Origin of the sequence: Neisseria sicca (assembly GCF_014054945.1) — a bacterium.
In the GTDB taxonomy this organism is placed as follows: domain Bacteria; phylum Pseudomonadota; class Gammaproteobacteria; order Burkholderiales; family Neisseriaceae; genus Neisseria; species Neisseria sicca.
Window position 1 is genome coordinate 2599433 of record NZ_CP059566.1, and the last position, 23292, is coordinate 2622724.

Genomic DNA, 23292 nt, shown 5'->3' on the forward strand with positions numbered 1-23292 from the left:
CATGGCTTCGCGCGATTTATACCCACAGGAAATTTTACAGGTCGTCCTCGATAAAAGCTGTGCCAAAGCACAATCCAGCGTTTCCACGCTGGCGGTTTTGAGCGTTTTGGCAGGCGGATACATCGGCTTCGGTTATCTGGCTTATTTGAAAGTGGTCAGCGGCATTCCGCACGAATGGGGCGGCTTGGCGACTTTGCTCGGTGCGGCAATGTTCCCCATCGCCTTGATCTGCATCCTGCTCGGCGGCGGCGAGCTGGTAACGAGCAATATGATGATTATGTCTTTGGGGCGTTTGGCGGGAAGGATTTCCACAAAAATGCTGCTGCGCAACTGGGTCGTCGTGTGTCTGGGCAATTTGGCGGGAACGCTGGCGATGGCGTTTTTCCTCGGACACTATGTCGGGATGACCGAAGGCAGCGTGGCGGAAAAAACGATTGCGGTGGCGGAAGCCAAAGTCCATATGGATTTCGGCAGGGCTTTCGTCTCGGCGGTCGCGTGTAACTGGATGGTGTGTATGGGCGCGTGGCTGCACTTTGCCGCCAAGCATACGGCAGGGCGGATGTTGGCGATTTGGTTTCCCGTGATGATTTTCGTGTTAAACGGTTTCCAACACCTTGTCGCCAATATGTTCGTCATCCCCGCCGGTATTTTGGCGGGCGCAGATATTACATGGGGGCAGTTTTTCTTCAACATGATTCCCGTGTTTTTAGGCAATGTCTTAGGCGGCGCATCGTTTGTCGGCGCGTCGTACCTTTATACTTATAAAGATACGCTGAAAGATTGTGCCGAATAATCTATAGTGGATTAAATTTAAATCAGGACAAGGCGACGAAGCCGCAGACAGTACAGATAGTACGGAACCGATTCACTTGGTGCTTCAGCACCTTAGAGAATCGTTCTCTTTGAGCTAAGGCGAGGCAACGCCGTACTGGTTTAAAGTTAATCCACTATACAGGCTATGGTCATTTTATTGCCAAAGGCTTAGAGCCTTTTGATGAGGAAGTCTATCGCTCAATGTTCAATGATTTACTATGAGGTTACAAATATGAGTAAAAATCTCATTGTTTATGCACATCCCTATGATAAAAGCTTTAACCATGCTATTTTAGAGCAGGTTTAGGACTTGTTGGAGAAGAAAGGTCAGACCTATGAACTGGTCGATCTCTAAGAGGATGGTTTTAACCCTGTTTATACAAAGGAAGAGCTAGCGCTTTTTAATAAAGGGCAGGCACTAGACCCACTGGTTTTAAAATATCAGGAAGCTCTTGCGTCCTGTGACCGCCTTATCATGATTTTTCCTATCTGGTGGGCGGATATGCCAGCTATTGTCAAGGGCTTTGAAGATAAGGTATTTTTGAAAAATAAGATTTACGAGGAGACGAAGACTCGCCAGTTAGTTGGTCGTCTGACCAATATTAAAGAGGTGTTGGCTATTACTACCTCTGCAGCACCGACTTTCTATCTTAAGTATTTCTGTGGTGATGTCATCAAGAAAGCCATGTTGGGACATACTTTTAAGTCTATCGGTGCTAGACAGCGCCGTTGGTTGAATTTCGGGAATATTTCTCAGTCTACAGCTGAAAAACGGCAGGCTTTCTTAGAAAAATTAGCAGAAAAGATTTGAAGAGGTAGCTATCATGATTTGTTTTAGAAGAGCAGATGAAAGGGATCTTGCTGCTGCGGTCTCGGTTTTAACTGCTGCTTTTGCTGAGCATGAGGTCTATAGAGAAAAATTCCGTCCTCTCTTTGGCAGCAGCCAGTCTTATATTGATTTTCTAAATAGATTGCATGCAGTTATGGTTAAGGCAGCGATGCGTCATCATATTTGTCTGCTTGCTGAAGTGGATGGGCGTCTTATGGCGGTCGCTACCATTCATAAGCTCGGTAATCATCCTGTCGGTATGCTTTCCTTTTTGCGGGCAGGAGCATGGAGGATGTGGAAATATATTCCTCAGCTTTTAGCTTTTCAAAAAGTCTTTGGGGAGGGCAGTAAAGAAGCTAAGAAAAGGAGTGTTTCAACTCTTTATCTTGAACTACTGGGTGTGCTGCCTGATTATCAAGGGCAGGGAGTTGGTGGTCTTTTTATCTCAAAAGGACTTGAGTTGCTTGCAAAAGAAGAGAAATGCCAGCGGCTTACTTTGATTACTCATACAGAAAGCAACTGTCATTTTTACAAAAAGAACGGATTTAAACAACTAGATGTCCGTGATGTTGAAGGTGTCAAGACATGGACTTTCGAGAAAAATTTAGCTGATGTTTATACTTTTTGAAGATCTAATGATGCGGTCTTGCATTGATAATGTCAGCTTACCCCACCTCATCATTTCAAGGGACTGAAATAGTGCATTCTCAAACCTGTTTCACTTTTCAATTTTTTGTGCTAGCTCCATTTTGCTGATACAAGCAGCTTTTGTCTTAGTCGAAAATAGAAAAAATAAGGTTGAAACTTTACATTTGAGCATACAAAACCTGCTTTAAGAGCAGGTTTTGCCGTTTCAGACGACCTCCAAGCCGATTTTTGACTCAGTCCGTCTGATATAATGCCGCCTCAAAATAATCAGATACATGAAACACATGACTCAAGCCTCCCTCCCGCCCCGTCGCCTTTCCGTTGCCCCCATGCTCGACTGGACGGACCGCCACTACCGCTACCTCGCCCGCCAGATTACCCGCAACACATGGCTTTACAGCGAAATGGTCAATTCCGGCGCCATCGTCTATGGAGACAAAGACCGCTTTTTGATGTTCAACGAAGGCGAGCAGCCCGTCGCCCTGCAACTGGGCGGCAGCGACCCGTCCGATTTGGCGAAAGCGGCCAAAGCCGCCGAAGAATACGGCTACAACGAAGTCAACCTCAACTGCGGTTGCCCCAGCCCGCGCGTGCAAAAAGGCTCGTTCGGCGCGTGTCTGATGAACGAAGTCATGCTGGTTGCCGACTGCCTCAACGCCATGCAGGACGCGGTCGGCATCCCCGTTACCGTCAAACACCGCATCGGCGTCGACAGGCAGACCGAATACCAAACCGTTGCCGATTTCGTCGGCACGCTGCGCGACAAAACCGCCTGCAAAACCTTCATCGTCCACGCCCGCAACGCATGGTTGGACGGACTCTCCCCCAAAGAAAACCGCGACGTTCCGCCGTTGAAATACGATTACGTTTACCGCTTGAAAAAAGAGTTTCCCGAGCTGGAAATCATCATCAACGGCGGCATCACCACCAACGAAGCAATCGCCGGACACCTGCAACACGTTGACGGCGTAATGGTCGGCCGCGAGGCGTATCACAACCCGATGGTCATGCACGAATGGGACAGGCTGTTTTACGGCGATACCCGCAGCCCGATTGAATACGCCGATTTGGTGCAGCGCCTCTACACATACAGCCAAGCCCAAGTCCAAGCCGGACGCGGCACAATCTTGCGCCATATCGTCCGCCACAGCCTCGGGCTGATGCACGGCCTGAAAAACGCCCGCACTTGGCGGCGCATGCTTTCCGACGCGACGCTCTTGAAAGACAACGACGGCAGCCTGATTCTCGACGCGTGGAAAGAGGTCGAGCGGGCGAACGTGTGGGAATGGCGCGGGTAAGTTGATTTCCGATTGCCGCTCTCCGGCAGCTGAAAATCGCCTCTTCTCCGCAAAAATGAGAGGTCGTCTGAAAACGGAACAAGTTTCCAGACGACCTCTCTTTACCCTGTATGACACAATCGGTCCAGTCTATTATAGTGGATTAAATTTAAATCAGGACAAGGCGACGAAGCCGCAGACAGTACAGATAGTACGGAACCGATTCACTTGGTGCTTCAGCACCTTAGAGAATCGTTCTCTTTGAGCTAAGGCGAGGTAACGCCGTACCGGTTTAAAGTTAATCCACTATAAAATCCCCGTTTCAGACGACCTTTAAGAAAGAACATTATGTATCACGCATTCGGCGGCGCGGCAGGCGTACGCAACCTGACCGACCGCTTTTATGACTTGATGGAACTCGAGCCGCAATACCGCGCCTTGCGCCAGATGCACGGCGAAGACATGACGCTGATTCGCGAAAAACTCTACGAATTTTTCAGCGGCTGGCTCGGCAGCCCGCCCTTGTTCGAGCAGAAATACGGCCATCCCATGCTGCGCGCGCGGCACATGCCCTTTGCCGTAAATATACAAGTGCGCGACGAATGGATCGCCTGCTTCGCCCAAGCCATGAACGAATTGGAAATCGGCAAAGACCTCGCCGAGCCCGTCCTTATCCGCATTTTTGCGATGGCGGACTGGATGCGCAACCAAAACGAAGAAGGCGTAGAACCGCCCATGCCGCCGATGGCGGTCGATCCCGCAATCCGCATTCCCGAGCTGAAAAACGTCTTAAAGCAATACGGTGTGGACGGTTATTTCCCAACCTTCCCGACTTGAGGTCGTCTGAAAAAGACGAGCCCCTTTTCGTTTTCCCTGTTTGATAAAAGGGCTGCTGCTGTAAAGTGGCAGCCGTTTGCACTCAATCAATGGCGGAGAATCCCAATACGATATTTCTGCCGGTAACAGTCAGGTAAAGTAGCAAAATAGCATTTTAAATACAGTAAGGATAGAATCACGGCATTTTCAGACGACCTCGACCGTCGTCTGAAAATGCCGTGATTTTTTATGAAACATACATCAGGGAAGTTTGAAATGAACACATGGTTGAAAAAAATGATGGTTGCTTTGCTGGCTTTGGGTATAGGGCAGGCAGCTTGGGCGGATGATGTACCGAATTTAAAGAAAATAGTGCAAAGGGCAGAAGCGGGAGAGGCAGATGTTCAAGTTGTTTTGGGTTCGATGTATTTGAGAGGGATAGGCGTTCGTCAGAGTGATCAAGAGGCGGTGCGATGGTATCGCAAAGCGGCAGAACAGGGACGGGCAGAAGCCCAATATAATTTGTGTATGATGTATTACGTAGGACAAGGTGTTAATCAAGACCATGAAAAGGCAATGGAATGGTGCCGCTCTGCAGCAGATAAAGGGTATCTCCCCGCCCAAAATAATCTGGGCATGATGTATGGTGTTCTTAAAAACTACGTAGAAGCAACGAAGTGGCTTCAGAAAGCAGCAGAGCAGGGGAGTGTAAATGCTCAAAAAAATCTGGGGTTGATGTATGAACAAGGACAAGGCGTCCGTCAAAATTATGAAGAGGCGGCGCGATGGTATAGCAAGGCTGCAGTGCAGGGAGATGCAAATGCCCAGTATCATTTGGGTGTGATGTATGCCAATGGACGGGGCGTCCGTCAAAACTATGAAGAGGCAGCGCAATGGTATCGCAAGGCAGCGGAACAGGGCGATGTAGACGCTCAAAATAATTTGGGCGCGCTGTATGACGAAGGACAGGGCGTTCGCCAAGACTCTGCAGAGGCAGTGCGGTGGTATCGCAAGGCAGCAGAACGGGGGTATGTAGTTGCCCAAAATAATTTGGGCGTGGCGTATAGTGAAGGGCAAGGTGTTCGCCAAGACTATCCAGAGGCGTTGCGGTGGTATCGCAAGGCAGCAGAACAGGGGTTTGCAGCAGCCCAACATAATTTGGGTGAGATGTATTATGAAGGAAAAGGCGTACACCAAAACTATACAGAGGCGTTGCAATGGTATCTCAAGGCAGCAGAACAGGGGTTCTCACCGGCTCAAAATAGGTTGGGTGAGATGTATGAAGAAGGGCAAGGCGTCCCCAAAAATCGAAAAGTTGCCAAAGAATGGCACAAGAAGGCTTGTGATAATGGATTCCAAGATGGTTGCAATGACTACCAACAGTTGAATAACGAAGGACATTAAACCATTTTCAAAGGTCGTCTGAAACACTTGGACAAACCAAGAAATACTCTGAATAAAATAGGATTTTAAGATGAAAACATTATTGAAAAAAATGATGGTTGCTTTGCTGGCTGTGGGCATAGGGCAAGCAGCATGGGCGGATGATACGCTGAATGTAGGAGAGGTGGCGCAAAAGGAAATGCTGCGAATGGCGGAAGCTGGCGATGCAGGTGCTCAATTTTCTTTAGGCGTGATGTACGAACAAGGAAAAGGCATTCGCCAAGATTATACAGAGGCAGTGCAATGGTATCGCAAGGCAGCAGAACAGGGACAGGCAGAAGCCCAATATAATTTGGGTGTGATGTATGCCGAAGGGCAAGGCGTGCGCCAAGGTGATGCAGAGGCGGTGAAATGGTATCGCAAGGCCGCGGAGTTGGGGCTTGCAGAAGCCCAATATAATTTGGCTGTAATGTATACCGAAGGACGAGGCGTTCGCCAAGACTATGTAGAGGCGGTACGATGGTATCGGAAGGCTGCCGATCAAGGGTATGCGGAAGCCCAAAATAATTTAGGTGCGATGTACAAGGACGGGAAAGGTATACGTCAAGATGACAATCAGGCTGTGCAGTGGTTTCGTAAAGCGGTAGAACAAGGGGTTGATGCAGCCCAATATAATTTGGGCTTGATGTATTACGAAGGACGAGGTGTGCGTCAAGACTATAAACAGGCATTGCAGTGGTATCGCAAAGCAGCGGAGCAGGGATATAAGGATGCGCAAAATAATTTAGGCGTAATGTACAAGGATGGGAAAGGTGTACGTAAAGATTACGTTCAGGCGGTGAAGTGGTATCGTAAAGCAGCAGAGCAGGGGAATGCAGAAGCCCAATATAATTTGGGTGGGATGTATGTCGAAGGGCAAGGTGTTCGGCAAGATGACGCTCAGGCGGTACAGTGGTTTCGCAGAGCGGTAGAACAAGGTGATGCAAATGCTCAATATAGTTTGGGCTTGATGTATGCCAAAGGACTAGGCGTCCGCCAAGATTATGTTCAAACATTGCAGTTATGGCATAAAGCTGCACGGCACGGAGTTGCCGAGGCACAAAGTGGTCTAGGTTGGATGTATTACACGGGTAGAGGTGTTCGCCAAAATTCGGTAATAGCCAAAGAGTGGTACAAGAAGGCCTGTGATAATGGATTCCAAGATGGTTGCACTGCATACCGAAAGTTGAATAACGAAGGACATTAAACTTTTCCCAAAGGTCGTCTGAAACACATAGACAAACCAAAAAATACTCTGAATAAAATAGGATTTTGAGATGAAAACCTTATTGAAAAAAATGATGGTTGCTTTGCTGGCTGTGGGCATAGGGCAAGCAGCATGGGCGGATGATGTGCCGGATTTTAAGAAAACGCTTCAAGCTGCAGAACAAGGATTTGCAGCTGCCCAATATAATTTGGGTGTGATGTACGACAATGGGCAAGGAGTCCGTCAAGACGATGCACAGGCAGTGCAGTGGTATCGCAAGGCTGCAGAACAAGGGCATGCAAAAGCCCAATATAATTTGGGTGTGGCGTATATCAACGGACAGGGAGTCCGTCAAGACTATGCACAGGCGGTGCAGTGGTTTGGCAAGGCTGCAGAACAAGGATATGCTAAAGCCCAATATAATTTGGGTGTGATGTATGACAAAGGTGAAGGAGTTCGTCAAGATCATGCACAGGCGGTGCAGTGGTATCGCAAGGCTGCAGAACAAGGGGATGCTCCAGCCCAATATAATTTGGGTGTGATGTATGCCAACGGACAGGGAGTCCGTCAGGACGATGCACAGGCAGTGCAGTGGTATCGCAAGGCGGCGGGACAAGGTCATGCCAAAGCCCAATATAATTTGGGTGGGATGTATGCCAATGGGAAAGGAGTCCTTCAAAACCTTGTACAGGCAGAGCAGTGGTATCGTAAGGCTGCAGAACAAGGGATTGCGGAAGCCCAATATAATTTGGGTGTGATGTACGACAATGGGCAAGGTGTTCGTCAGAACTATAAGATTGCCAAAGAGTGGTTTGGTAAGGCTTGTGATAATGGAATACAGCTAGGTTGCGATGCTTACCGAGAATTGAATCAGGCAGGATATTGAATCTTTATCCCAAGGTCGTCTGAAATACATATACAAACCCAAAAACCTTCTGAATAAAAACAGGATTTTGAGATGAACACCTTATTGAAAAACATGATGCTTGCCTTGCTGTCTTTGGGCATAGTGCAAGCAGTTTGGGCGGATGATGTTCCTGACTTACAGAAAACCTTGCAATCGGCGAAACAGGGAAATGCCGATGCCCAATTTAATTTGGGTCTGATGTATGACAGTGGGCGAGGAGTCCGTCAAGACTATACAAAGGCAGTGCAGTGGTATCGCAAGGCAGCAGAACAAGGGGTTGCAGAAGCCCAATTTAATTTGGGTGTGGCGTATGCAGAAGGGAAAGGCGTTCGTCAAGACTATGCACAAGCAGTGCAGTGGTATCGGAAGGTGGCAGAACAAGGATATTCTGAAGCTCAATTGAATTTGGGTATGATGTATGACAAAGGGCAAGGAGTTCGTCAAGATCATGCACAGGCAGCTCAGTGGTATCGTAAGGCGGCAGAACAAGGGCATGCCGTTGCCCAATATAATTTGGGTGTGGCGTATAAAAAAGGTGAAGGAGTTCGTCAAGATGATAAGCAGGCAGTGCAGTGGTATCGTAAAGCGGCAGAACAAGGGCTTGCTCAAGCTCAGTCTAATTTGGGTGTGATGTATGAAAAAGGGCAAGGAGTCCGTCAAGATGATAAGCAGGCAGTGTATTGGTATCGCAAGGCTGCAGAACAAGGGAATGCCAAAGCTCAATACAACTTAGGTCTAATGTATGCTAATGGAAAAGGAGCTCGGCAAAATCTAGTGATCGCCAAAGAGTGGTTTGGTAAGGCTTGTGATAACGGACTACAACAAAGTTGTGATGATTACCGTACATTGGATTAAGTAGGATAATGAAGCCTTTCCCAAGGTCGTCTGAAATACATAGACAAACCCAAAAACCTTCTGAACAAAACAGGATTTTGAGATGAACACCTTACTGAAAAAAATGATGATCGCCTTGCTGGCAGTGGGCATAGGGCAAGCAGTTTGGGCAGAAGATGTGCCGAATTTAAAGGAAATAATGTTAAAGGCGGAATCGGGAGATGCTGAGGCTCAATTTTTTTTAGGTGCGATGTATGATATAGGGCAAGGCGTTCGTCAAGATTATGTTCAAGCAAGAAAATGGTATCGCAAGGCCGCGGCGCAAGGAAATTCAAATGCTCAAAATAATTTGGGTATGATCTATGCTCAAGGATATGGTGTCCGTCGAGATTACGCCCAGGCAGTTAAGTTTTATCACAAGTCGGCAGTGCAGGGGAATGTAAGTGGTCAACATAATTTGGGTATGATGTATGCTCGAGGAACTGGTGTCCGCCAAGATGACGTTCAGGCTGTACGATGGTATCGTAAAGCTGCGGGACAGGGATCTTCACTTGCACAATATAATCTGGGGGAGATGTATTTCGAGGGGCGAGGTGTTAGACGAAGTTTTGCTGATGCCCAAAAATGGTACAGCAAAGCTTGCGATAACGGAGACTCAAGGGGGTGCGAAAAAAATCTTCGACTGATACCGGAGTATTTAATCCTGATTACGTCGCCTGAAACTTCAAGGACAAAACCAAAATGATTTTCCAAAACAAAAAAATCCTCGTCGCCGGACTTGGCGGCACGGGTATTTCCATGATTGCCTACCTGCGCAAAAACGGTGCGGAGGTTGCTGCTTATGATGCGGAGCTGAAACCGGAGCGCGTGTCGCAAATCGGTAAGATGTTTGACGGGCTGGTGTTTTACACGGGTCGTCTGAAAGATGCGTTGGACAACGGTTTCGATATTTTGGCGCTCAGTCCCGGCATCAGCGAGCGGCAGCCGAATATTGAGGCGTTCAAGCAAAACGGCGGGCGCGTGTTGGGCGACATCGAATTGCTGGCGGACATTGTGAACCGCCGCGGCGACAAGGTGATTGCGATTACCGGCAGCAACGGCAAAACCACGGTAACGAGCCTGGTCGGCTATCTCTGCATCAAGTGCGGGCTGGATACCGTTATCGCGGGCAATATCGGTACGCCGGTTTTGGAGGCGGAATTGCAGCGTGAAGGTAAAAAGGCGGACGTGTGGGTGTTGGAGCTTTCCAGCTTCCAACTGGAAAACACCGAAAGCCTGCGCCCGACTGCGGCGACAGTGCTGAACATTTCCGAAGACCATCTCGACCGCTACGACGACTTGCTCGACTACGCGCATACCAAAGCCAAGATTTTCCGTGGCGATGGCGTGCAGGTTTTGAATTCAGACGACGTGTTCTGCCGCGCCATGAAACGGGCAGGGCGCGAGGTGAAATGGTTTTCGTTGGAACACGAAGCCGATTTTTGGTTGGAGCGCGAAACGGGTCGTCTGAAACAAGGCAATGAAGATTTGATTGCCACGCAAGACATCCCGCTGCAAGGTTTGCACAACGCCGCCAACGTCATGGCTGCCGTCGCTTTGTGCGAAGCCGTCGGTTTACCGCGCGAAGCATTGCTCGAACACGTTAAAACCTTCCAAGGCCTGCCGCACCGCGTGGAAAAAATCGGCGAGAAAAACGGCGTGGTGTTCATCGATGACAGCAAAGGCACAAACGTCGGCGCGACCGCCGCTGCGATTGCCGGTTTGCAAAATCCGCTCTTCGTAATTTTGGGCGGCATGGGCAAAGGGCAGGACTTCACGCCCCTGCGCGACGCACTTGCCGGCAAGGCAAAAGGTGTGTTCTTGATTGGTGTCGATGCGCCGCAAATCCGCCGCGATTTGGACGGCTGCGACTTGAATATGACCGACTGCGCCACTTTGGAAGAAGCCGTTCAGACGGCATACGCCCAAGCCGAAGCGGGCGATATCGTGCTGCTCAGCCCCGCCTGCGCGAGCTTCGATATGTTTAAAGGTTATGCGCACCGTTCGGAAGTGTTTATCGAGGCGTTTAAGGCTTTGTGAGGTCGTCTGAAACATGAAAAGAGGGTTGAAAATCAGTTTGGCGGCGGTTTTGCTTTTGGCGGTCGCTGCCGGAGTGGTTTGGTATTCCACGCCCATCCGTTCCGAGCAGACCGTTGCGACATCAGGCGAGTCGTCCGTTGCCGAGCCAAGCGAAACGCCGCTGCCCGAAAATGCCGTTATCGACAGATTGGTCGTGCATAAAAGCAAGCGCACCATGTCGGCGTACTCGCAAGGCAAGTTGCTGAAAACCTATCCCATTGCGCTGGGCAAGCAGCCCGTCGGGCATAAACACTTTGAAGGCGACGGTAAAACGCCCGAAGGGAAATACCGCATCAACGATCGCAATCCCAACAGCGCATACCACAAAAATCTAGGCGTTTCTTACCCTAACGAAGCCGACAAAGCCTACGCGGCGGCACAAGGCAAAAGCCCGGGCGGGCTGATTAAAATCCACGGCATCAAAAACGGCTGGGGTTCTATCGGCAAAAGGCATCTGCAAAGAGACTGGACCGACGGCTGCATCGCGGTAACGGACGAGGAAATCGACGAACTCTACCGCAGCGTGAAACACAACGCGGAAATTGAGATTTTGCCGTAAGCCTTGTGCGCCATCGCCTCAAAGGTCGTCTGAAAACGTCAAGGCGGTTTCAGACAACCTTTTTACAGCAGCGGCAAACTTGTTCTTTTCCTTTATCCGGTGTGACTGTTTCTTAAAAATTGCCTATGCGGGCAAACGGCGAGGCGGCGGGCAGACATGCCTGACCGATAAACGTGTGTTGATCAATCCGAAAGGAAAACCCATGAAGTTTCAAGACTACATCCGTTACGATGCCGTCGGTTTGGCAGAGCTGATCCGCAAAAAAGAAGTGTCCGCCGATGAAGTGTTGCAGGCTGCTTTAAACCGCTTGGACGAAGTCAACCCCAAGCTCAATCTGTTGGCGCACGATTTGCGCGAACGCGCGGCGGCGTGGCAGGGGTCGTCTGAAAATGTCGATACGCCGCTGGCGGGCGTGCCGTTTTTGCTCAAAGACCTGCTGGCGGATTGGGAAGGCGCGCCGACATGGTCGGGTTCGCGCATGATGCAGCATTACATTGCCAAGCAAAACAGCGATTTAACCCAAGCCTATCTCGATGCGGGGCTGCGCGTATTCGGCAAAACCACCACGCCCGAATGGGGCGCGTATGCCGTTACCGAAACCGAAATTTACGGCATCACGCGCAATCCGTGGCATTTGGATTACACCGCAGGCGGCAGCAGCGGAGGTGCGGCGGCGGCAGTGGCTTCGGGCGTCGTCCCCGCAGCGCACGGCAGCGACGGCGGCGGTTCCATCCGCTTACCCGCGCACAACTGCGGCGTGTTCGGGCTGAAACCCACGCGCGGCCGCAGCAGTTACGCGCCGAACGCATCGGAGGCATGGCAAGGTTTGGTATGCGACCATGTGTTGACCCGCAGTGTGCGCGATAGCGCGGTTTTGCTGGACATCGCCGCCCAAACCCAAGAGCGCTCCCTGTATGCCTGCCCGCCGCCGCCCGAAAACGGTTTTGCAGGCAGCATGAAACAAGAAACAGGTCGTCTGAAAATCGCTTTTTGGAAGCAGACATGGTTTGACGGCGGCAACGACGAAGGCACGGAAGCCGCGTTCGCCCATAGTTTGAAACTGATGCAAGATGCGGGACACGAATTGGAAGAAGCCACGCCCGATTTCGCACCGCCCGAACAGCTCAACCGCGCCGCCCGCGTCATCGTCATGGGTGAAACGGCAAAACTGTTCTACCAATATCAATACGAAACCGGACAAAAACTGCCGCACCACCTGCTTGAGCCGACAACGTGGGCAATGATTGTGCAGGGGCGGCAAATCAGCGCGGGCGAAATGGCTTGGGCGCGCGATGTGATGCTGGCGCAGGAACGTGCCGCCAAAGCATTTTTCACGCGCTACGACGTGTTGATGACGCCCGTCTGCCCGCGCACCACGCCGAAAATCGGCGAGATGATGCCGCCGCCCGCCGCGCAAAAAGCCATGCGCCTGCTGTTCGGCACGCTGCGCTTGGGTTTCCTGTTGAAAAACAACCCGTTTTTAGAAAAAGAAGCCGCCGCCGCGCTGCAATACGTCGGCTATACGTCGCCGCTGAACATGAGCGGCAACCCCGCCATGAGCGTGCCGCTTTACCGGCATAACGGTCTGCCCGTCGGCACCCAGTTCGCCGCCGCACACGGGCGCGAAGACACGCTGCTCCGCCTTGCCGCGCAATTGGAACAGATACAGCCGTGGGCGGAAATACCGCAGTTGGCGTAGGTTTTGCATTGGATAAGAAGCGGTCTGCGCTGACAAAACGGATTGCATCCTCTATATCAAACTGAAGGAATTTTGCCTTGTCTTTCTACCAACGTTATCTGAACGGCGAATACAGCCAAGTTTATGCCGACATCGCCCGACTGCGGCAAAAAGCCTTTCAACCCGAAGCAGCAGCGGAAATCGACCGCTTGCTTACCGAAACCTTTCGGCGTGTGCTGCACAACGCGAATATCGTTGCGGAGACCTTGCCGCAGTTCGGCTATCGGTTCAACCGATGGCGCGATAACGTGATTACGCCGCCCCTGCCCGATGCGGACGAATATATCCGCCACCTTGTCCAAGCTGTGCAGCCTGTCGGGTTCATTCCCCTTTCGCTGCAATACTTCTACCGGATTGTCGGAGAAATCAACTTTATCTGGGACTATGACGAATATCCTGAAATTGTGTGGGAATATGCCGACCCTTTGTGTGTGTACGGCATAGATTTTGTTTTGGAAGAAGTGGAAAACGAAGACAACGAGTGGCTGGAATGTACCCGAGAATTGCTTGCGGAAAACCCAAAATGCCCGATTGGTTTGACATTTTCGCCCGATGATTACCACAAAGACAATGTAAGCGGCGGCAATGCTTATGAAATCGCATTAAGCACCAAGCCAAGTGTGGATGGTAAAGTGCTGTACGCCCCGCAAAATACACAATTTATCGCGTATCTGCGCCACATTTTCGCCAACGGCGGCTTTGGCAGCGAAGTGGATGCGCCCGAATTCCAAGACTATCTGCAAACCGTATTGCCCAAATTGCTACCGTTTTAAAGGCAGCCCATAAGGTCGTCTGAAAACATCAAAACGTTTCAGACGACCTTTTTTGCGTGTGTGATGGGTAGGGGAGGGCGCAAAGAACGCCGGAATCCGACGGTCTTTAAAGAATCTGAATTGTTGCTTTGCCAAGAAACCTTTAGAATGACGTTTTTCTGATTCACGCTATTTTTTCAGACGACCTTCTATGTCCCGATTAGGCGGAGGGTCGTCTGAAACGCTTTGTTCTGGTTGTTTCGGGGCAGATTTTTCCGTCTGCCCCCATACGGATGTTTTTCATGATTAGTCTTTCCAAACTTCTCGACCGCCCGATTTCTTTGGACGGTCGGAAATTCGATGTGTCACTGTTGTGGATGGTCGTTTTGATGACCGCCTTCAGCCTGGTGATGATTTATTCTGCGTCGATTGCCTATGCCGCGTCCGAAGGCGGCAATCAGTTTTCTTTTGTCAGCAAGCAGGCGATGTTTGTCGGGGCGAGCGTATTGGGCTGCCTCGGGCTGTCGCTGTTGAGCATGAGCTTTTGGCGGAAAATCATTCCGTTTTATTTTGCTTTTTCCGCGATTTTGCTGGTGGTCGTGTTGTTTGTCGGCCGTGAAATCAACGGGGCGACGCGTTGGATACATATCGGGCCGCTCAATCTTCAGCCGACCGAGTTGTTCAAGTTGGCGACGGTTTTGTATTTGTCCAGCCTGTTCACGCGGCGCGAGGAAGTGTTGCGCAGTATGGACTCTTTGGGTTTGAAGCCGCTGTTTGTCGGTTTGTTCAATGCTTTTATGTGTCCGTTCAGCAAGGAAGCGCGTCAGAAAACTTGGCAGAAGCTGAAGAAGTTTAAAAACATCCTGCTGCCTATCGTGATGATTGCGCTGGGTTTGGTTTTTGTGATGGCGCAACCTGACTTCGGCTCGTTTGTCGTGATTGTGTCGATTACGATGGGTATGCTGTTTTTGGCGGGTTTCCCGTGGAAATATTTTGCCGTCTTGGTACTGAGCGTACTGGGGGGGATGGGCGTAATGATTTTGGCGGCACCCTACCGTATGGCGCGCGTGTCGGCATTCTTGGACCCTTGGGGCGACCCTTTGGGCAAAGGTTATCAGTTGACGCATTCGTTGATGGCGATTGCGCGTGGCGAATGGTTCGGTCAGGGCTTGGGTGCGAGTTTGGAAAAACGCTTCTACCTGCCCGAGGCGCATACCGACTTTATCTTTGCCGTCATCGGCGAGGAATTCGGGTTTGTGGGGATGTGTATTTTGGTGTTCTGCTACGGCTGGCTGGTGATGCGCGCATTCTCCATCGGCAAGCAGGCGCGTGATTCCGGACTGACGTTCAGCGCGTATGTCGCCAACGGCATCGGTATTTGGATAGGGATTCAAAGTTTCTTCAATATCGGTGTCAACATCGGTATCCTGCCCACCAAAGGCCTGACTTTGCCGTTGATGTCTTACGGCGGTTCGGCGGTTGCCGTTATGCTGGTGTGCGTTACCTTATTGTTGCGCGTCGATTATGAAAACCGCAAAAAAATGCGCGGTTACCAAGTGGAGTAAATCATGGGTGGTAAAACTTTCATGCTGATGGCGGGCGGTACCGGCGGCCATATTTTCCCCGCGCTGGCGGTGGCGGACTCATTGCGCGCGCGCGGCCATCATGTGATTTGGCTGGGCAGCGAAGGCTCGATGGAAGAACGCATCGTGCCGCAATACGACATCCTGCTCGAAACGCTGGCGATTAAAGGTGTGCGCGGCAACGGCATCAAACGCAAGCTGATGCTGCCGTTTACTTTGTATAAAACCGTCCGCGAAGCGCAGCGGATTATCCGCAAACACCGCGTCGAATGCGTTATCGGTTTCGGCGGCTTCGTTACCTTCCCCGGCGGCTTGGCGGCGAAGCTCTTGGGCGTGCCGATTGTGATTCACGAACAAAACGCCGTGGCTGGTTTGTCCAACCGCCAACTGTCGCGCTGGGCGAAGCGGGTGTTATACGCTTTTCCGAAAGCGTTCAGCCACGAAGGCGGTTTGGTTGGCAACCCCGTCCGCGCCGATATTGCCAACCTGCCCGCGCCTGCCGAACGCTTCCAAGGGCGTGAAGGTCGTCTGAAAATCTTGGTGGTCGGCGGCAGTTTGGGCGCAGACGTTTTGAACAAAACCGTTCCGCAGGCTTTGGCTTTGCTGCCCGACGATGCGCGCCCGCAGATGTACCACCAATCAGGCCGGGGCAAGCTGGGCAGCTTACAGGCTGATTACGACGCGCTGGGCGTGAAAGCCGAATGCGTGGAATTTATTACCGACATGGTATCCGCCTACCGCGATGCCGACTTGGTGATTTGCCGTGCCGGCGCGCTGACGATTGCCGAGTTGACGGCGGCGGGGCTGGGCGCGCTGCTGGTGCCGTATCCTTATGCAGTTGATGACCACCAAACCGCCAACGCGCGTTTTATGGTGCAGGCGGAGGCGGGCCTGCTGTTGCCGCAAGCCCAGTTGACAGCGGAAAAACTTGCCGAAATTCTCGGCGGCTTAAACCGTGAAAAATGTCTGAAATGGGCGGAAAACGCCCGCACATTGGCACTGCCGCACAGCGCGGACGATGTGGCGGAAGCCGCCATCGCGTGTACGGCATGATGACATAATGCGATAAACGAAACAGAGGTCGTCTGAAAACCAAGAAATCGGTTTCAGACGACCTTTTTGCAACTTGGCAGCCGTATTGTGCGGGAGTATGATGTAAATAGGAATTTCTCTCATTGGAGGCTGCCATGTCTGCAAAAATCTCTCCCGAAACCGTTTCCGCACTGTCCAGTACCATGCTGATTCCCCTGTGGGCAAAGGCCGTAGAGCAGGGTAGGGCGCAGCCGCTTTTGCGTGATGACGAAGCCGTGCGGATGTTGGACAAGATTGACTACGACTTCGGCAAGTTTGCCAAAGCCAAAGCATCGCAGGTCGGCTGTTGCGGGCGGGCGAAGCTGTTGGACGATATGGCCCAGCACTTTATCGCCGAACATCCCGATGCCGTCGTCGTGCAAATCGGCGCGGGGCTGGATGCGCGTTACGAACGCTTGGGCAAGCCGCGCATTACCGCTTGGTATGATTTGGATTTGCCTGAAGTGATTGAAGTGCGGCGTATGCTGCTGCCCGAGTCGGACAATCATTATCTGGGCGCGTCCATGTTCGACGAAGCGTGGATGAACACCGTTGCCGCGCACGGAAAACCCGTGTTGCTCGTGATCGAAGGTGTGTTGATGTATTTCGAAGAAGCGCAGGTGCAGGACTTTTTCAAACAGGTTGCCCGCAGTCTGCCGAATGTCCAACTTGCGTTCGACACCATTCCCAAAGCCCTTGCCGGACAAAGCAAACGTCACGACGCGCTCGGCAAAATGGACAAACCGCCCGAGTTCCGCTGGGCGATAAGCGGAACGGACGACATCCGACGACTGATACCGGGTGTGGAAATCATCGAAGAAGCGGGCTTGAGCAGCGTCTGCAAACCGCGTTATCCGTGGCTCTTGCGCCTTGTGTATGCGACCGCGTGGGGGCGGCGCAAATTGGATATGAGCTTGATGAGGATACAAGTGCCGTTAAGTTGATAAACGAGAGGTCGTCTGAAAACGGTTTTCAGACGACCTTCGGGCTTTGATGGTAAATTTATATCGTCATTCCTGCATAGGCGGGAGTGACGAAGCGAACTTGCATAACCTCATAATCATATAGAAAATTTCGATTTTGAATTTCCAACTTTCCGAGAAACCATCATGGAACCCCAGGAACTCGACACCCTAGACCTCAACGAAGCCCTTGCCGAAATCCTGCAAGCCCACGGCTATGCCTGCCAAATGCAGGGCGAAAAAATCCTGCCCAATTTCGCCGTACCCGTACAACTTGAAACTTGGGCGTTTCCGCGTGAACACGCCAACGGCGCAGTGGTAAGCCGTTTCGATGTCGGCATTACCCTGCCCGACGGGCGCGAACTCTACGAATGCTGCGGCGACATCGGCGAAAATCTGGAAGAAGCCCTTTCACGCAACCTGCAAAGCTTCTGCACCAACAGCCTGCACGTTTTACTGGATACATTCAATCCCAACGAAAACCATTGCCCGCACGAAATCTGGACGGCACGCAATGGAAACCGTTTCCAAGCGATTTTGGGGGACTGGGTAACGAAAAATTTGGTCGAAGACACTGACGGCGGTGATATGGAAACAATCGGCAACATCATCCCCGAAGCACTGGAAAGCACGCTGCAAACCATCATCTGCCATCAAAACCTCAAAGCACAATATCATTTAATCCGCTTTTTCTACGCCCAATCCGACAATGTTACGATGAACGTGGAATTTATGGTTGACAACCAAGAAGATGCCGCTGAAGAAGAAAAACAGCTTGCCGGTCTCCCTTGGTTGCGCAGGGAAGCCTATTACAGCGTACGCCGTTGCATCATGCTCAAGCCCTTGGATTCTGTATAAGGTTATTGAAACCGTCAAAACCAACCCGTCTGCAAGATTTTAGATCGTCTGAAAACGGTTTTCAGACGACCTTATATTATGTTTTTGCTGGTATTTTGGTAGCTGAAGTCGAGTTTAAAAATGGGTAATTCGCCGCTGAACGAAACCTCTTTTTTACCCATATTGCCACCAATGTGAAATCCTGTATGCCGAAACATCTTTAATTTACAAGAAAACTATGGCGCAGAAGCGGATAGCCCTTTAAAATAACGCCTTTACGCATCGAAAATCCACCGGAACGCAACATCATGATGAAAAATCGAGTCACCAACATCCATTTTGTCGGTATCGGCGGCGTCGGCATGAGCGGTATCGCCGAAGTCTTACACAATTTGGGCTTTAAAGTTTCCGGTTCGGATCAGGCGCGAAATGCGGTGACCGAGCATTTGAGCAGCTTGGGTATTCAAGTTTATCCCGGTCATACCGCCGAACACGTCAACGGCGCGGATGTCGTCGTTACCTCTACCGCCGTCAAAAAAGACAATCCCGAAGTCGTCGCTGCGCTGGAGCAGCAAATCCCCGTCATTCCGCGCGCCCTGATGCTGGCGGAACTAATGCGCTTCCGTGACGGCATCGCCATTGCCGGTACGCACGGCAAAACCACGACCACCAGCCTGACGGCGTCCATCCTCGGCGCGGCAGGTCTCGACCCCACTTTCGTTATCGGTGGCAAACTCAATGCCGCAGGTACCAACGCCCGCTTGGGCAAAGGCGAATACATCGTCGCCGAAGCCGACGAGTCCGATGCGTCCTTCCTACATCTGACTCCGATTATGTCCGTCGTCACCAATATCGACGAAGACCACATGGATACTTACGGACACAGCGTCGAAAAACTGCATCAGGCGTTTGTTGATTTTATCCACCGTATGCCGTTCTACGGCAAAGCGTTTTTGTGTATCGACAGCGAACACGTCCGCGCGATTCTGCCTAAAGTGAGCAAACCTTACGCCACTTACGGCTTGGACGATGCCGCCGATATTTACGCGACCGACATCGAAAGCGTCGGCGCACAAATGAAGTTTACCGTTCATGTCCAAATGAAAGGACATGAGCAGGCGCCGTTTGAAGTCGTGTTGAACATGCCCGGCAGACACAACGTCCTCAATGCTTTGGCAGCCATCGGCGTGGCGCTGGAGGTTGGTGCATCCGTCGAAGCGATTCAGCGCGGCTTGCTCGGTTTCGAAGGCGTCGGCCGCCGCTTCCAAAAATACGGCGACATGAAGCTGCCCAACGGCGGAACCGCGCTGTTGGTGGACGATTACGGACACCATCCCGTCGAAATGGCAGCGACCCTCTCTGCCGCACGCGGCGCGTATCCGGAAAAACGTTTGGTGCTCGCCTTCCAGCCGCACCGCTATACCCGCACGCGCGATTTGTTCGAAGACTTCACCAAAGTCCTCAATACCGTTGACGCGCTGGTGTTGACCGAAGTTTATGCCGCCGGCGAAGAGCCGATTGCCGCCGCCGACTCCCGCGCCCTTGCCCGCGCCATCCGCGTATTGGGCAAACTCGAGCCGATTTACTGCGAAAACGTCGCCGACTTGCCTGAAATGCTGTTGAACGTTTTACAGGACGGCGACATCGTGTTGAATATGGGCGCAGGCAGCATCAACCGTGTACCTGCCGCGATGCTGGAGTTGTCGAAAAAAGCCTGAGGCGGAAATTTTATCGTGATGCCGCGATAGCCGCCCAATGAAGCGATGTTCCATCGGGTGGGCAAGCAAGATTAAGGTCGTCTGAAAACCCGATTCGTTTTCAGACGACCTGTATCAAAAAATGAAGTAATCAAGAAAGAACAAAAACAATGCAGAATTTTGGCAAAGTAGCCGTATTGATGGGCGGCTTTTCCAGCGAACGCGAAATTTCGCTGGATAGCGGTGCCGCCATTTTGAATGCCTTAAAAAGCAAAGGCATAGACGCACACGCCTTCGACCCTAAAGAAACGCCCTTGGCGGAATTGAAAACCCAAGGTTTCCAAACTGCTTTCAATATCCTCCACGGTACTTACGGCGAAGACGGTGCCGTTCAGGGCGCGTTGGAATTGTTGGGCATTCCTTATACCGGCAGCGGTGTCGCCGCTTCAGCCATCGGCATGGATAAATACCGCTGCAAACTGATTTGGCAAGCTTTGGGGCTGCCCGTTCCCGAGTTTGCCGTTTTGCACGAAGATTCCGATTTCGATGCCGTCGAACAACAACTCGGCTTGCCCATGTTCGTTAAACCGGCAGCCGAAGGCAGCAGCGTCGGTGTTGTGAAAGTGAAAGAAAAAGGTCGTCTGAAAAGCGTTTACGAAGAATTGAAACACCTTCAAGGCGAAATCATTGCCGAGCGATTCATCGGTGGCGGCGAATATTCCTGCCCCGTGTTGAACGGCAAAGGCCTGCCCAGCATACACATCATCCCCGCGACTGAGTTTTACGACTACGAAGCCAAATACAACCGCGACGACACTGTTTATCAATGTCCGTCCGAAGACTTGAGCGAGGCTGAAGAAAACCTGATGCGTTCCCTGGCAGTCCGCGGAGCGCAGGCAATCGGGGCAGAGGGCTGCGTGCGCGTCGATTTCCTCAAAGATACCGACGGTAAACTTTACCTCTTGGAAATCAACACGTTGCCCGGCATGACGAGCCACAGTTTAGTACCGAAATCCGCCGCCCATACCGGCGTGGATTTTGCCGATTTATGCATTGAAATTCTGAAAACCGCACATGTGGGATGACGCAAGCGCACTGGGTCGGCTGACCCGCTGGCTGTTGCTGCTGATGGCATTGCTGCTCATCGGTACCTGCATAGCCTGGCTATACAACTCCAATCATTTTCCCGTCAAACAAGTGTCCATACAGGGCAAGCTGACCTATTCGGACGGGAAAGCACTTCAGCGCGCTGCTCAACAGCACACGCACAGCAATATTTTCCGTGCCGATTTGGACGGTATTCAGGCAGCCTTTCAAAAGCTGCCGTGGGTGGATTCCGCCATGGTGCGCCGCCGCTTCCCCGATACCGTCGAAATCCATTTGACCGAGCGCGTGCCTGTTGCCCATTGGCGCAGCGGCGGTTTGGTCGATTCCAAAGGCAATGTGTTTGACGCTCAGCTCAAAGCCAAGCTGCCAATCTTTGAAGGACAGCCGGGTACGGGCAAAGACATGGTCAAACACTACGAAGAATTTTCCGGCATCCTCCGCCGGCAAAATCTGGCGATTAAAGAACTGATTTATACGCCGCGCTCCGCCTGGTTGGTGGTCTTGGACAACGGGATTACCGTCAGACTGGGAAGGGAAAACGAAATCAAACGCTTACAGCTTTTCGCTGAAATTTGGCCGACGCTGTTGCGTAAAAATCAAAATCGGTTATCCTACGTTGATATGCGGTATAAAGACGGATTTTCCGTGCGTTACACATCAGAGACGCCGTCTGAAAATGTTTCAGACGACTAAAGCCAAGCAAACGGCGTGAAGCAAACTATTGCCAATACAGACAAATAGTTATAACTCCAGCGAAATAACGAGCAAATATAATGGAACAACAAGGTAAATATATCAGTGCCCTCGATATCGGCACATCCAAAGTCATCGCCCTGATTGGCGAAGTACAAGACGACAACGAAATCCACATCGTCGGACTCGGACAGGCACCGTCTCGCGGCCTTAAAGCAGGCATGGTAACCAACATTGACGCGACGGCCCAAGCCATTCAGCAGGCAGTCAATGAAGCCGAATTGATGGCGGACACCAAAATCAGCCACGTTACGACCGGTATCGCGGGTAACCATATCCGCAGCTTGAATTCGCAAGGGGTTGTCAAAATCAAAGACGGTGAAGTTTCGCAAGCCGACATCGACCGCGCCATCGAAACCGCCAAAGCCATCAACATCCCGCCGGATCACAATATCCTGCATACCGTGGTGCAAGAATACATCATCGACAACCAGCCCGGCGTCAAAGAACCTATCGGTATGAGCGGCGTCCGACTCGATACCCGCGTACATATCATTACCGGTGCCAATACCGCCCTGCAAAACATCCAAAAATGTATCCATCGTTGCGGTTTGCAGATGGACCAAATCATGCTTCAGCCCTTGGCGAGCGGTCAGGCTGTTTTGACTGAAGACGAAAAAGATTTGGGCGTATGCGTCATCGACATCGGCGGCGGTACGACCGATATTGCCGTTTATACCAACGGCGCCATCCGCCATACTGCCGTGATTCCCGTGGCGGGCGATTTGATTACCAAAGACTTGGCACAAGCACTGCGGACCCCGCACAGCGCTGCCGAATACATCAAAATCCACTACGGCGTAGCGATTCCCGATATGGACGGCTTGGACGAAATGGTCGAAGTTCCCAGCGTCGGCGACCGCCAACCCCGCCAGATTTCCCGCCGCGTTTTGGCAAGCGTCATCGGTCCTCGCGTCGAAGAAATCCTAGAGTTGACCCTTAACGAATTGCGCCGTTCCGGCTTCCCTGAAGAAGTCCTCACATCGGGCATCGTTCTGACTGGCGGCGCATCTATGCTGACCGGCATCGTTGAGCTTGCCGAAGAAGTATTCGCCTTGCCTGCACGTATCGGCGTACCTCAGGAAATGGGCGGCGTATCCGAACGCATCCGCAATCCGCGCTATTCAACCGCCATCGGTCTTTTGCAGGCGGCAAGGGGAGAGGAAGACGGCGCGCCGGTGACCGGTGCGATTGTGGTTCACGATCAGACTGAAAAAATCAGTCTGTGGGCAAAACTGATGAAATTCTTTAAAGACAATTTCTGATTGTTCCGTTACTTGCTTACAGGGAAAATGAATTGCTGTCGGAATAGTTCCAATCGCAATAATTAAAAACTTGTGTGCTTTCGTTAAAAAATGTAGT

Annotated in this window: 21 protein-coding genes and 1 pseudogene; all 22 read left to right on the forward strand. The window is 51.5% G+C overall.

All coding sequences use genetic code 11. The features are described 5' to 3' along the window. Nucleotide 1 precedes the first annotated feature (1 nt). The 22 genes and pseudogenes from H3L95_RS12375 to ftsA all read left to right on the forward strand — a co-directional run bounded on the left by H3L95_RS12375 (nt 2) and on the right by ftsA (nt 23195). Entirely contained in the window at nt 2-793 is a 792-nt protein-coding gene (locus tag H3L95_RS12375) for a formate/nitrite transporter family protein (protein WP_003761506.1), read from the forward strand. Between the two features lie 438 nt (nt 794-1231). After that, nucleotides 1232-1624, forward strand: a pseudogene (locus H3L95_RS12380) (NAD(P)H-dependent oxidoreductase); the annotation flags it as partial. A 13-nt stretch (nt 1625-1637) separates the two neighbouring features. Continuing rightward, nucleotides 1638-2270 carry a GNAT family N-acetyltransferase gene (locus H3L95_RS12385; RefSeq protein ID WP_003761500.1) on the forward strand — a complete coding sequence of 211 codons (633 nt, stop codon included), beginning with the start codon at nt 1638-1640 and terminating at the stop codon, nt 2268-2270. A gap of 304 nt (nt 2271-2574) precedes the next feature. Beyond that, complete coding sequence (dusA, locus tag H3L95_RS12390) at nt 2575-3588, forward strand: tRNA dihydrouridine(20/20a) synthase DusA (protein ID WP_128887960.1); 1014 nt, start codon at nt 2575-2577, stop codon at nt 3586-3588. A 327-nt stretch (nt 3589-3915) separates the two neighbouring features. After that, the gene (locus tag H3L95_RS12395) at nt 3916-4404 is read left to right on the forward strand and encodes a group II truncated hemoglobin (protein ID WP_003761493.1); all 489 of its coding nucleotides are present in this window, start codon (nt 3916-3918) and stop codon (nt 4402-4404) included. Between the two features lie 228 nt (nt 4405-4632). After that, nucleotides 4633-5787: an SEL1-like repeat protein gene (locus H3L95_RS12400; RefSeq protein ID WP_003761492.1), complete on the forward strand. Its 1155-nt coding sequence runs from the start codon at nt 4633-4635 to the stop codon at nt 5785-5787. A gap of 70 nt (nt 5788-5857) precedes the next feature. Then, nucleotides 5858-7012 (forward strand): tetratricopeptide repeat protein, encoded by a 1155-nt coding sequence (locus H3L95_RS12405; protein ID WP_182096171.1) that lies wholly within the window; start codon nt 5858-5860, stop codon nt 7010-7012. A gap of 70 nt (nt 7013-7082) precedes the next feature. Then, the gene (locus tag H3L95_RS12410; protein ID WP_182096172.1) at nt 7083-7898 is read left to right on the forward strand and encodes a tetratricopeptide repeat protein; all 816 of its coding nucleotides are present in this window, start codon (nt 7083-7085) and stop codon (nt 7896-7898) included. 72 nt (nt 7899-7970) lie between these two features. Further along, nucleotides 7971-8774 carry a tetratricopeptide repeat protein gene (locus H3L95_RS12415; RefSeq protein WP_182096173.1) on the forward strand — a complete coding sequence of 268 codons (804 nt, stop codon included), beginning with the start codon at nt 7971-7973 and terminating at the stop codon, nt 8772-8774. Nucleotides 8775-8856: 82 nt separating this feature from the next. After that, nucleotides 8857-9498, forward strand: a complete 642-nt coding sequence (locus tag H3L95_RS12420) for a tetratricopeptide repeat protein (protein WP_003757262.1) — start codon at nt 8857-8859, stop codon at nt 9496-9498. Beyond that, on the forward strand, nt 9495-10832 hold the full coding sequence (gene murD / locus H3L95_RS12425) for a UDP-N-acetylmuramoyl-L-alanine--D-glutamate ligase (RefSeq protein ID WP_003757259.1): 1338 nt from the start codon (nt 9495-9497) through the stop codon (nt 10830-10832). Before H3L95_RS12420 ends, murD begins: the two co-directional genes overlap by 4 nt. Before the next feature lie 13 nt (nt 10833-10845). Beyond that, on the forward strand, nt 10846-11430 hold the full coding sequence (locus H3L95_RS12430) for a L,D-transpeptidase family protein (protein WP_003757257.1): 585 nt from the start codon (nt 10846-10848) through the stop codon (nt 11428-11430). Between the two features lie 202 nt (nt 11431-11632). Then, on the forward strand, nt 11633-13129 hold the full coding sequence (locus tag H3L95_RS12435; RefSeq protein ID WP_003757254.1) for an amidase: 1497 nt from the start codon (nt 11633-11635) through the stop codon (nt 13127-13129). A gap of 77 nt (nt 13130-13206) precedes the next feature. Beyond that, on the forward strand, nt 13207-13941 hold the full coding sequence (locus H3L95_RS12440) for a hypothetical protein (protein WP_003757251.1): 735 nt from the start codon (nt 13207-13209) through the stop codon (nt 13939-13941). Between the two features lie 281 nt (nt 13942-14222). Continuing rightward, entirely contained in the window at nt 14223-15485 is a 1263-nt protein-coding gene (locus H3L95_RS12445; protein WP_009312758.1) for an FtsW/RodA/SpoVE family cell cycle protein, read from the forward strand. Between the two features lie 3 nt (nt 15486-15488). Next, on the forward strand, nt 15489-16556 hold the full coding sequence (gene murG / locus H3L95_RS12450; protein ID WP_003757245.1) for an undecaprenyldiphospho-muramoylpentapeptide beta-N-acetylglucosaminyltransferase: 1068 nt from the start codon (nt 15489-15491) through the stop codon (nt 16554-16556). A gap of 134 nt (nt 16557-16690) precedes the next feature. Beyond that, on the forward strand, nt 16691-17518 hold the full coding sequence (locus H3L95_RS12455) for a class I SAM-dependent methyltransferase (protein WP_040668242.1): 828 nt from the start codon (nt 16691-16693) through the stop codon (nt 17516-17518). A 165-nt stretch (nt 17519-17683) separates the two neighbouring features. Beyond that, the gene (locus H3L95_RS12460; protein WP_003757241.1) at nt 17684-18394 is read left to right on the forward strand and encodes a DUF6348 family protein; all 711 of its coding nucleotides are present in this window, start codon (nt 17684-17686) and stop codon (nt 18392-18394) included. A 287-nt stretch (nt 18395-18681) separates the two neighbouring features. Next, nucleotides 18682-20091, forward strand: coding sequence for a UDP-N-acetylmuramate--L-alanine ligase (murC, locus tag H3L95_RS12465; protein ID WP_003757236.1), 1410 nt, complete (start codon nt 18682-18684; stop codon nt 20089-20091). A 149-nt stretch (nt 20092-20240) separates the two neighbouring features. After that, the gene (locus tag H3L95_RS12470; protein ID WP_003757235.1) at nt 20241-21155 is read left to right on the forward strand and encodes a D-alanine--D-alanine ligase; all 915 of its coding nucleotides are present in this window, start codon (nt 20241-20243) and stop codon (nt 21153-21155) included. Then, nucleotides 21145-21870 carry a cell division protein FtsQ/DivIB gene (locus H3L95_RS12475; RefSeq protein WP_003757233.1) on the forward strand — a complete coding sequence of 242 codons (726 nt, stop codon included), beginning with the start codon at nt 21145-21147 and terminating at the stop codon, nt 21868-21870. Before H3L95_RS12470 ends, H3L95_RS12475 begins: the two co-directional genes overlap by 11 nt. Before the next feature lie 80 nt (nt 21871-21950). Continuing rightward, a complete protein-coding gene (gene ftsA / locus H3L95_RS12480; RefSeq protein WP_003757231.1) occupies nt 21951-23195 on the forward strand; it encodes a cell division protein FtsA in 1245 nt (414 codons plus the stop codon). The last annotated feature ends 97 nt before the right edge of the window (nt 23196-23292 follow it).

Excerpts from the sequence above, each read along its gene's own strand:
- murC (WP_003757236.1), top strand. The coding sequence starts at position 18,682 with ATGATGAAAAATCGAGTCACCAACATCCATTTTGTCGGTATCGGCGGC.
- H3L95_RS12385 (WP_003761500.1), top strand. The coding sequence starts at position 1,638 with ATGATTTGTTTTAGAAGAGCAGATGAAAGGGATCTTGCTGCTGCGGTC.
- H3L95_RS12435 (WP_003757254.1), top strand. The coding sequence starts at position 11,633 with ATGAAGTTTCAAGACTACATCCGTTACGATGCCGTCGGTTTGGCAGAG.
- H3L95_RS12375 (WP_003761506.1), top strand. The coding sequence starts at position 2 with ATGGCTTCGCGCGATTTATACCCACAGGAAATTTTACAGGTCGTCCTC.
- H3L95_RS12430 (WP_003757257.1), top strand. The coding sequence starts at position 10,846 with ATGAAAAGAGGGTTGAAAATCAGTTTGGCGGCGGTTTTGCTTTTGGCG.
- murD (WP_003757259.1), top strand. The coding sequence starts at position 9,495 with ATGATTTTCCAAAACAAAAAAATCCTCGTCGCCGGACTTGGCGGCACG.
- ftsA (WP_003757231.1), top strand. The coding sequence starts at position 21,951 with ATGGAACAACAAGGTAAATATATCAGTGCCCTCGATATCGGCACATCC.
- H3L95_RS12395 (WP_003761493.1), top strand. The coding sequence starts at position 3,916 with ATGTATCACGCATTCGGCGGCGCGGCAGGCGTACGCAACCTGACCGAC.
- H3L95_RS12445 (WP_009312758.1), top strand. The coding sequence starts at position 14,223 with ATGATTAGTCTTTCCAAACTTCTCGACCGCCCGATTTCTTTGGACGGT.
- H3L95_RS12470 (WP_003757235.1), top strand. The coding sequence starts at position 20,241 with ATGCAGAATTTTGGCAAAGTAGCCGTATTGATGGGCGGCTTTTCCAGC.
- H3L95_RS12410 (WP_182096172.1), top strand. The coding sequence starts at position 7,083 with ATGAAAACCTTATTGAAAAAAATGATGGTTGCTTTGCTGGCTGTGGGC.
- H3L95_RS12400 (WP_003761492.1), top strand. The coding sequence starts at position 4,633 with ATGAAACATACATCAGGGAAGTTTGAAATGAACACATGGTTGAAAAAA.
- H3L95_RS12475 (WP_003757233.1), top strand. The coding sequence starts at position 21,145 with ATGTGGGATGACGCAAGCGCACTGGGTCGGCTGACCCGCTGGCTGTTG.
- murG (WP_003757245.1), top strand. The coding sequence starts at position 15,489 with ATGGGTGGTAAAACTTTCATGCTGATGGCGGGCGGTACCGGCGGCCAT.
- H3L95_RS12405 (WP_182096171.1), top strand. The coding sequence starts at position 5,858 with ATGAAAACATTATTGAAAAAAATGATGGTTGCTTTGCTGGCTGTGGGC.
- H3L95_RS12455 (WP_040668242.1), top strand. The coding sequence starts at position 16,691 with ATGTCTGCAAAAATCTCTCCCGAAACCGTTTCCGCACTGTCCAGTACC.
- dusA (WP_128887960.1), top strand. The coding sequence starts at position 2,575 with ATGACTCAAGCCTCCCTCCCGCCCCGTCGCCTTTCCGTTGCCCCCATG.
- H3L95_RS12415 (WP_182096173.1), top strand. The coding sequence starts at position 7,971 with ATGAACACCTTATTGAAAAACATGATGCTTGCCTTGCTGTCTTTGGGC.
- H3L95_RS12420 (WP_003757262.1), top strand. The coding sequence starts at position 8,857 with ATGAACACCTTACTGAAAAAAATGATGATCGCCTTGCTGGCAGTGGGC.
- H3L95_RS12460 (WP_003757241.1), top strand. The coding sequence starts at position 17,684 with ATGGAACCCCAGGAACTCGACACCCTAGACCTCAACGAAGCCCTTGCC.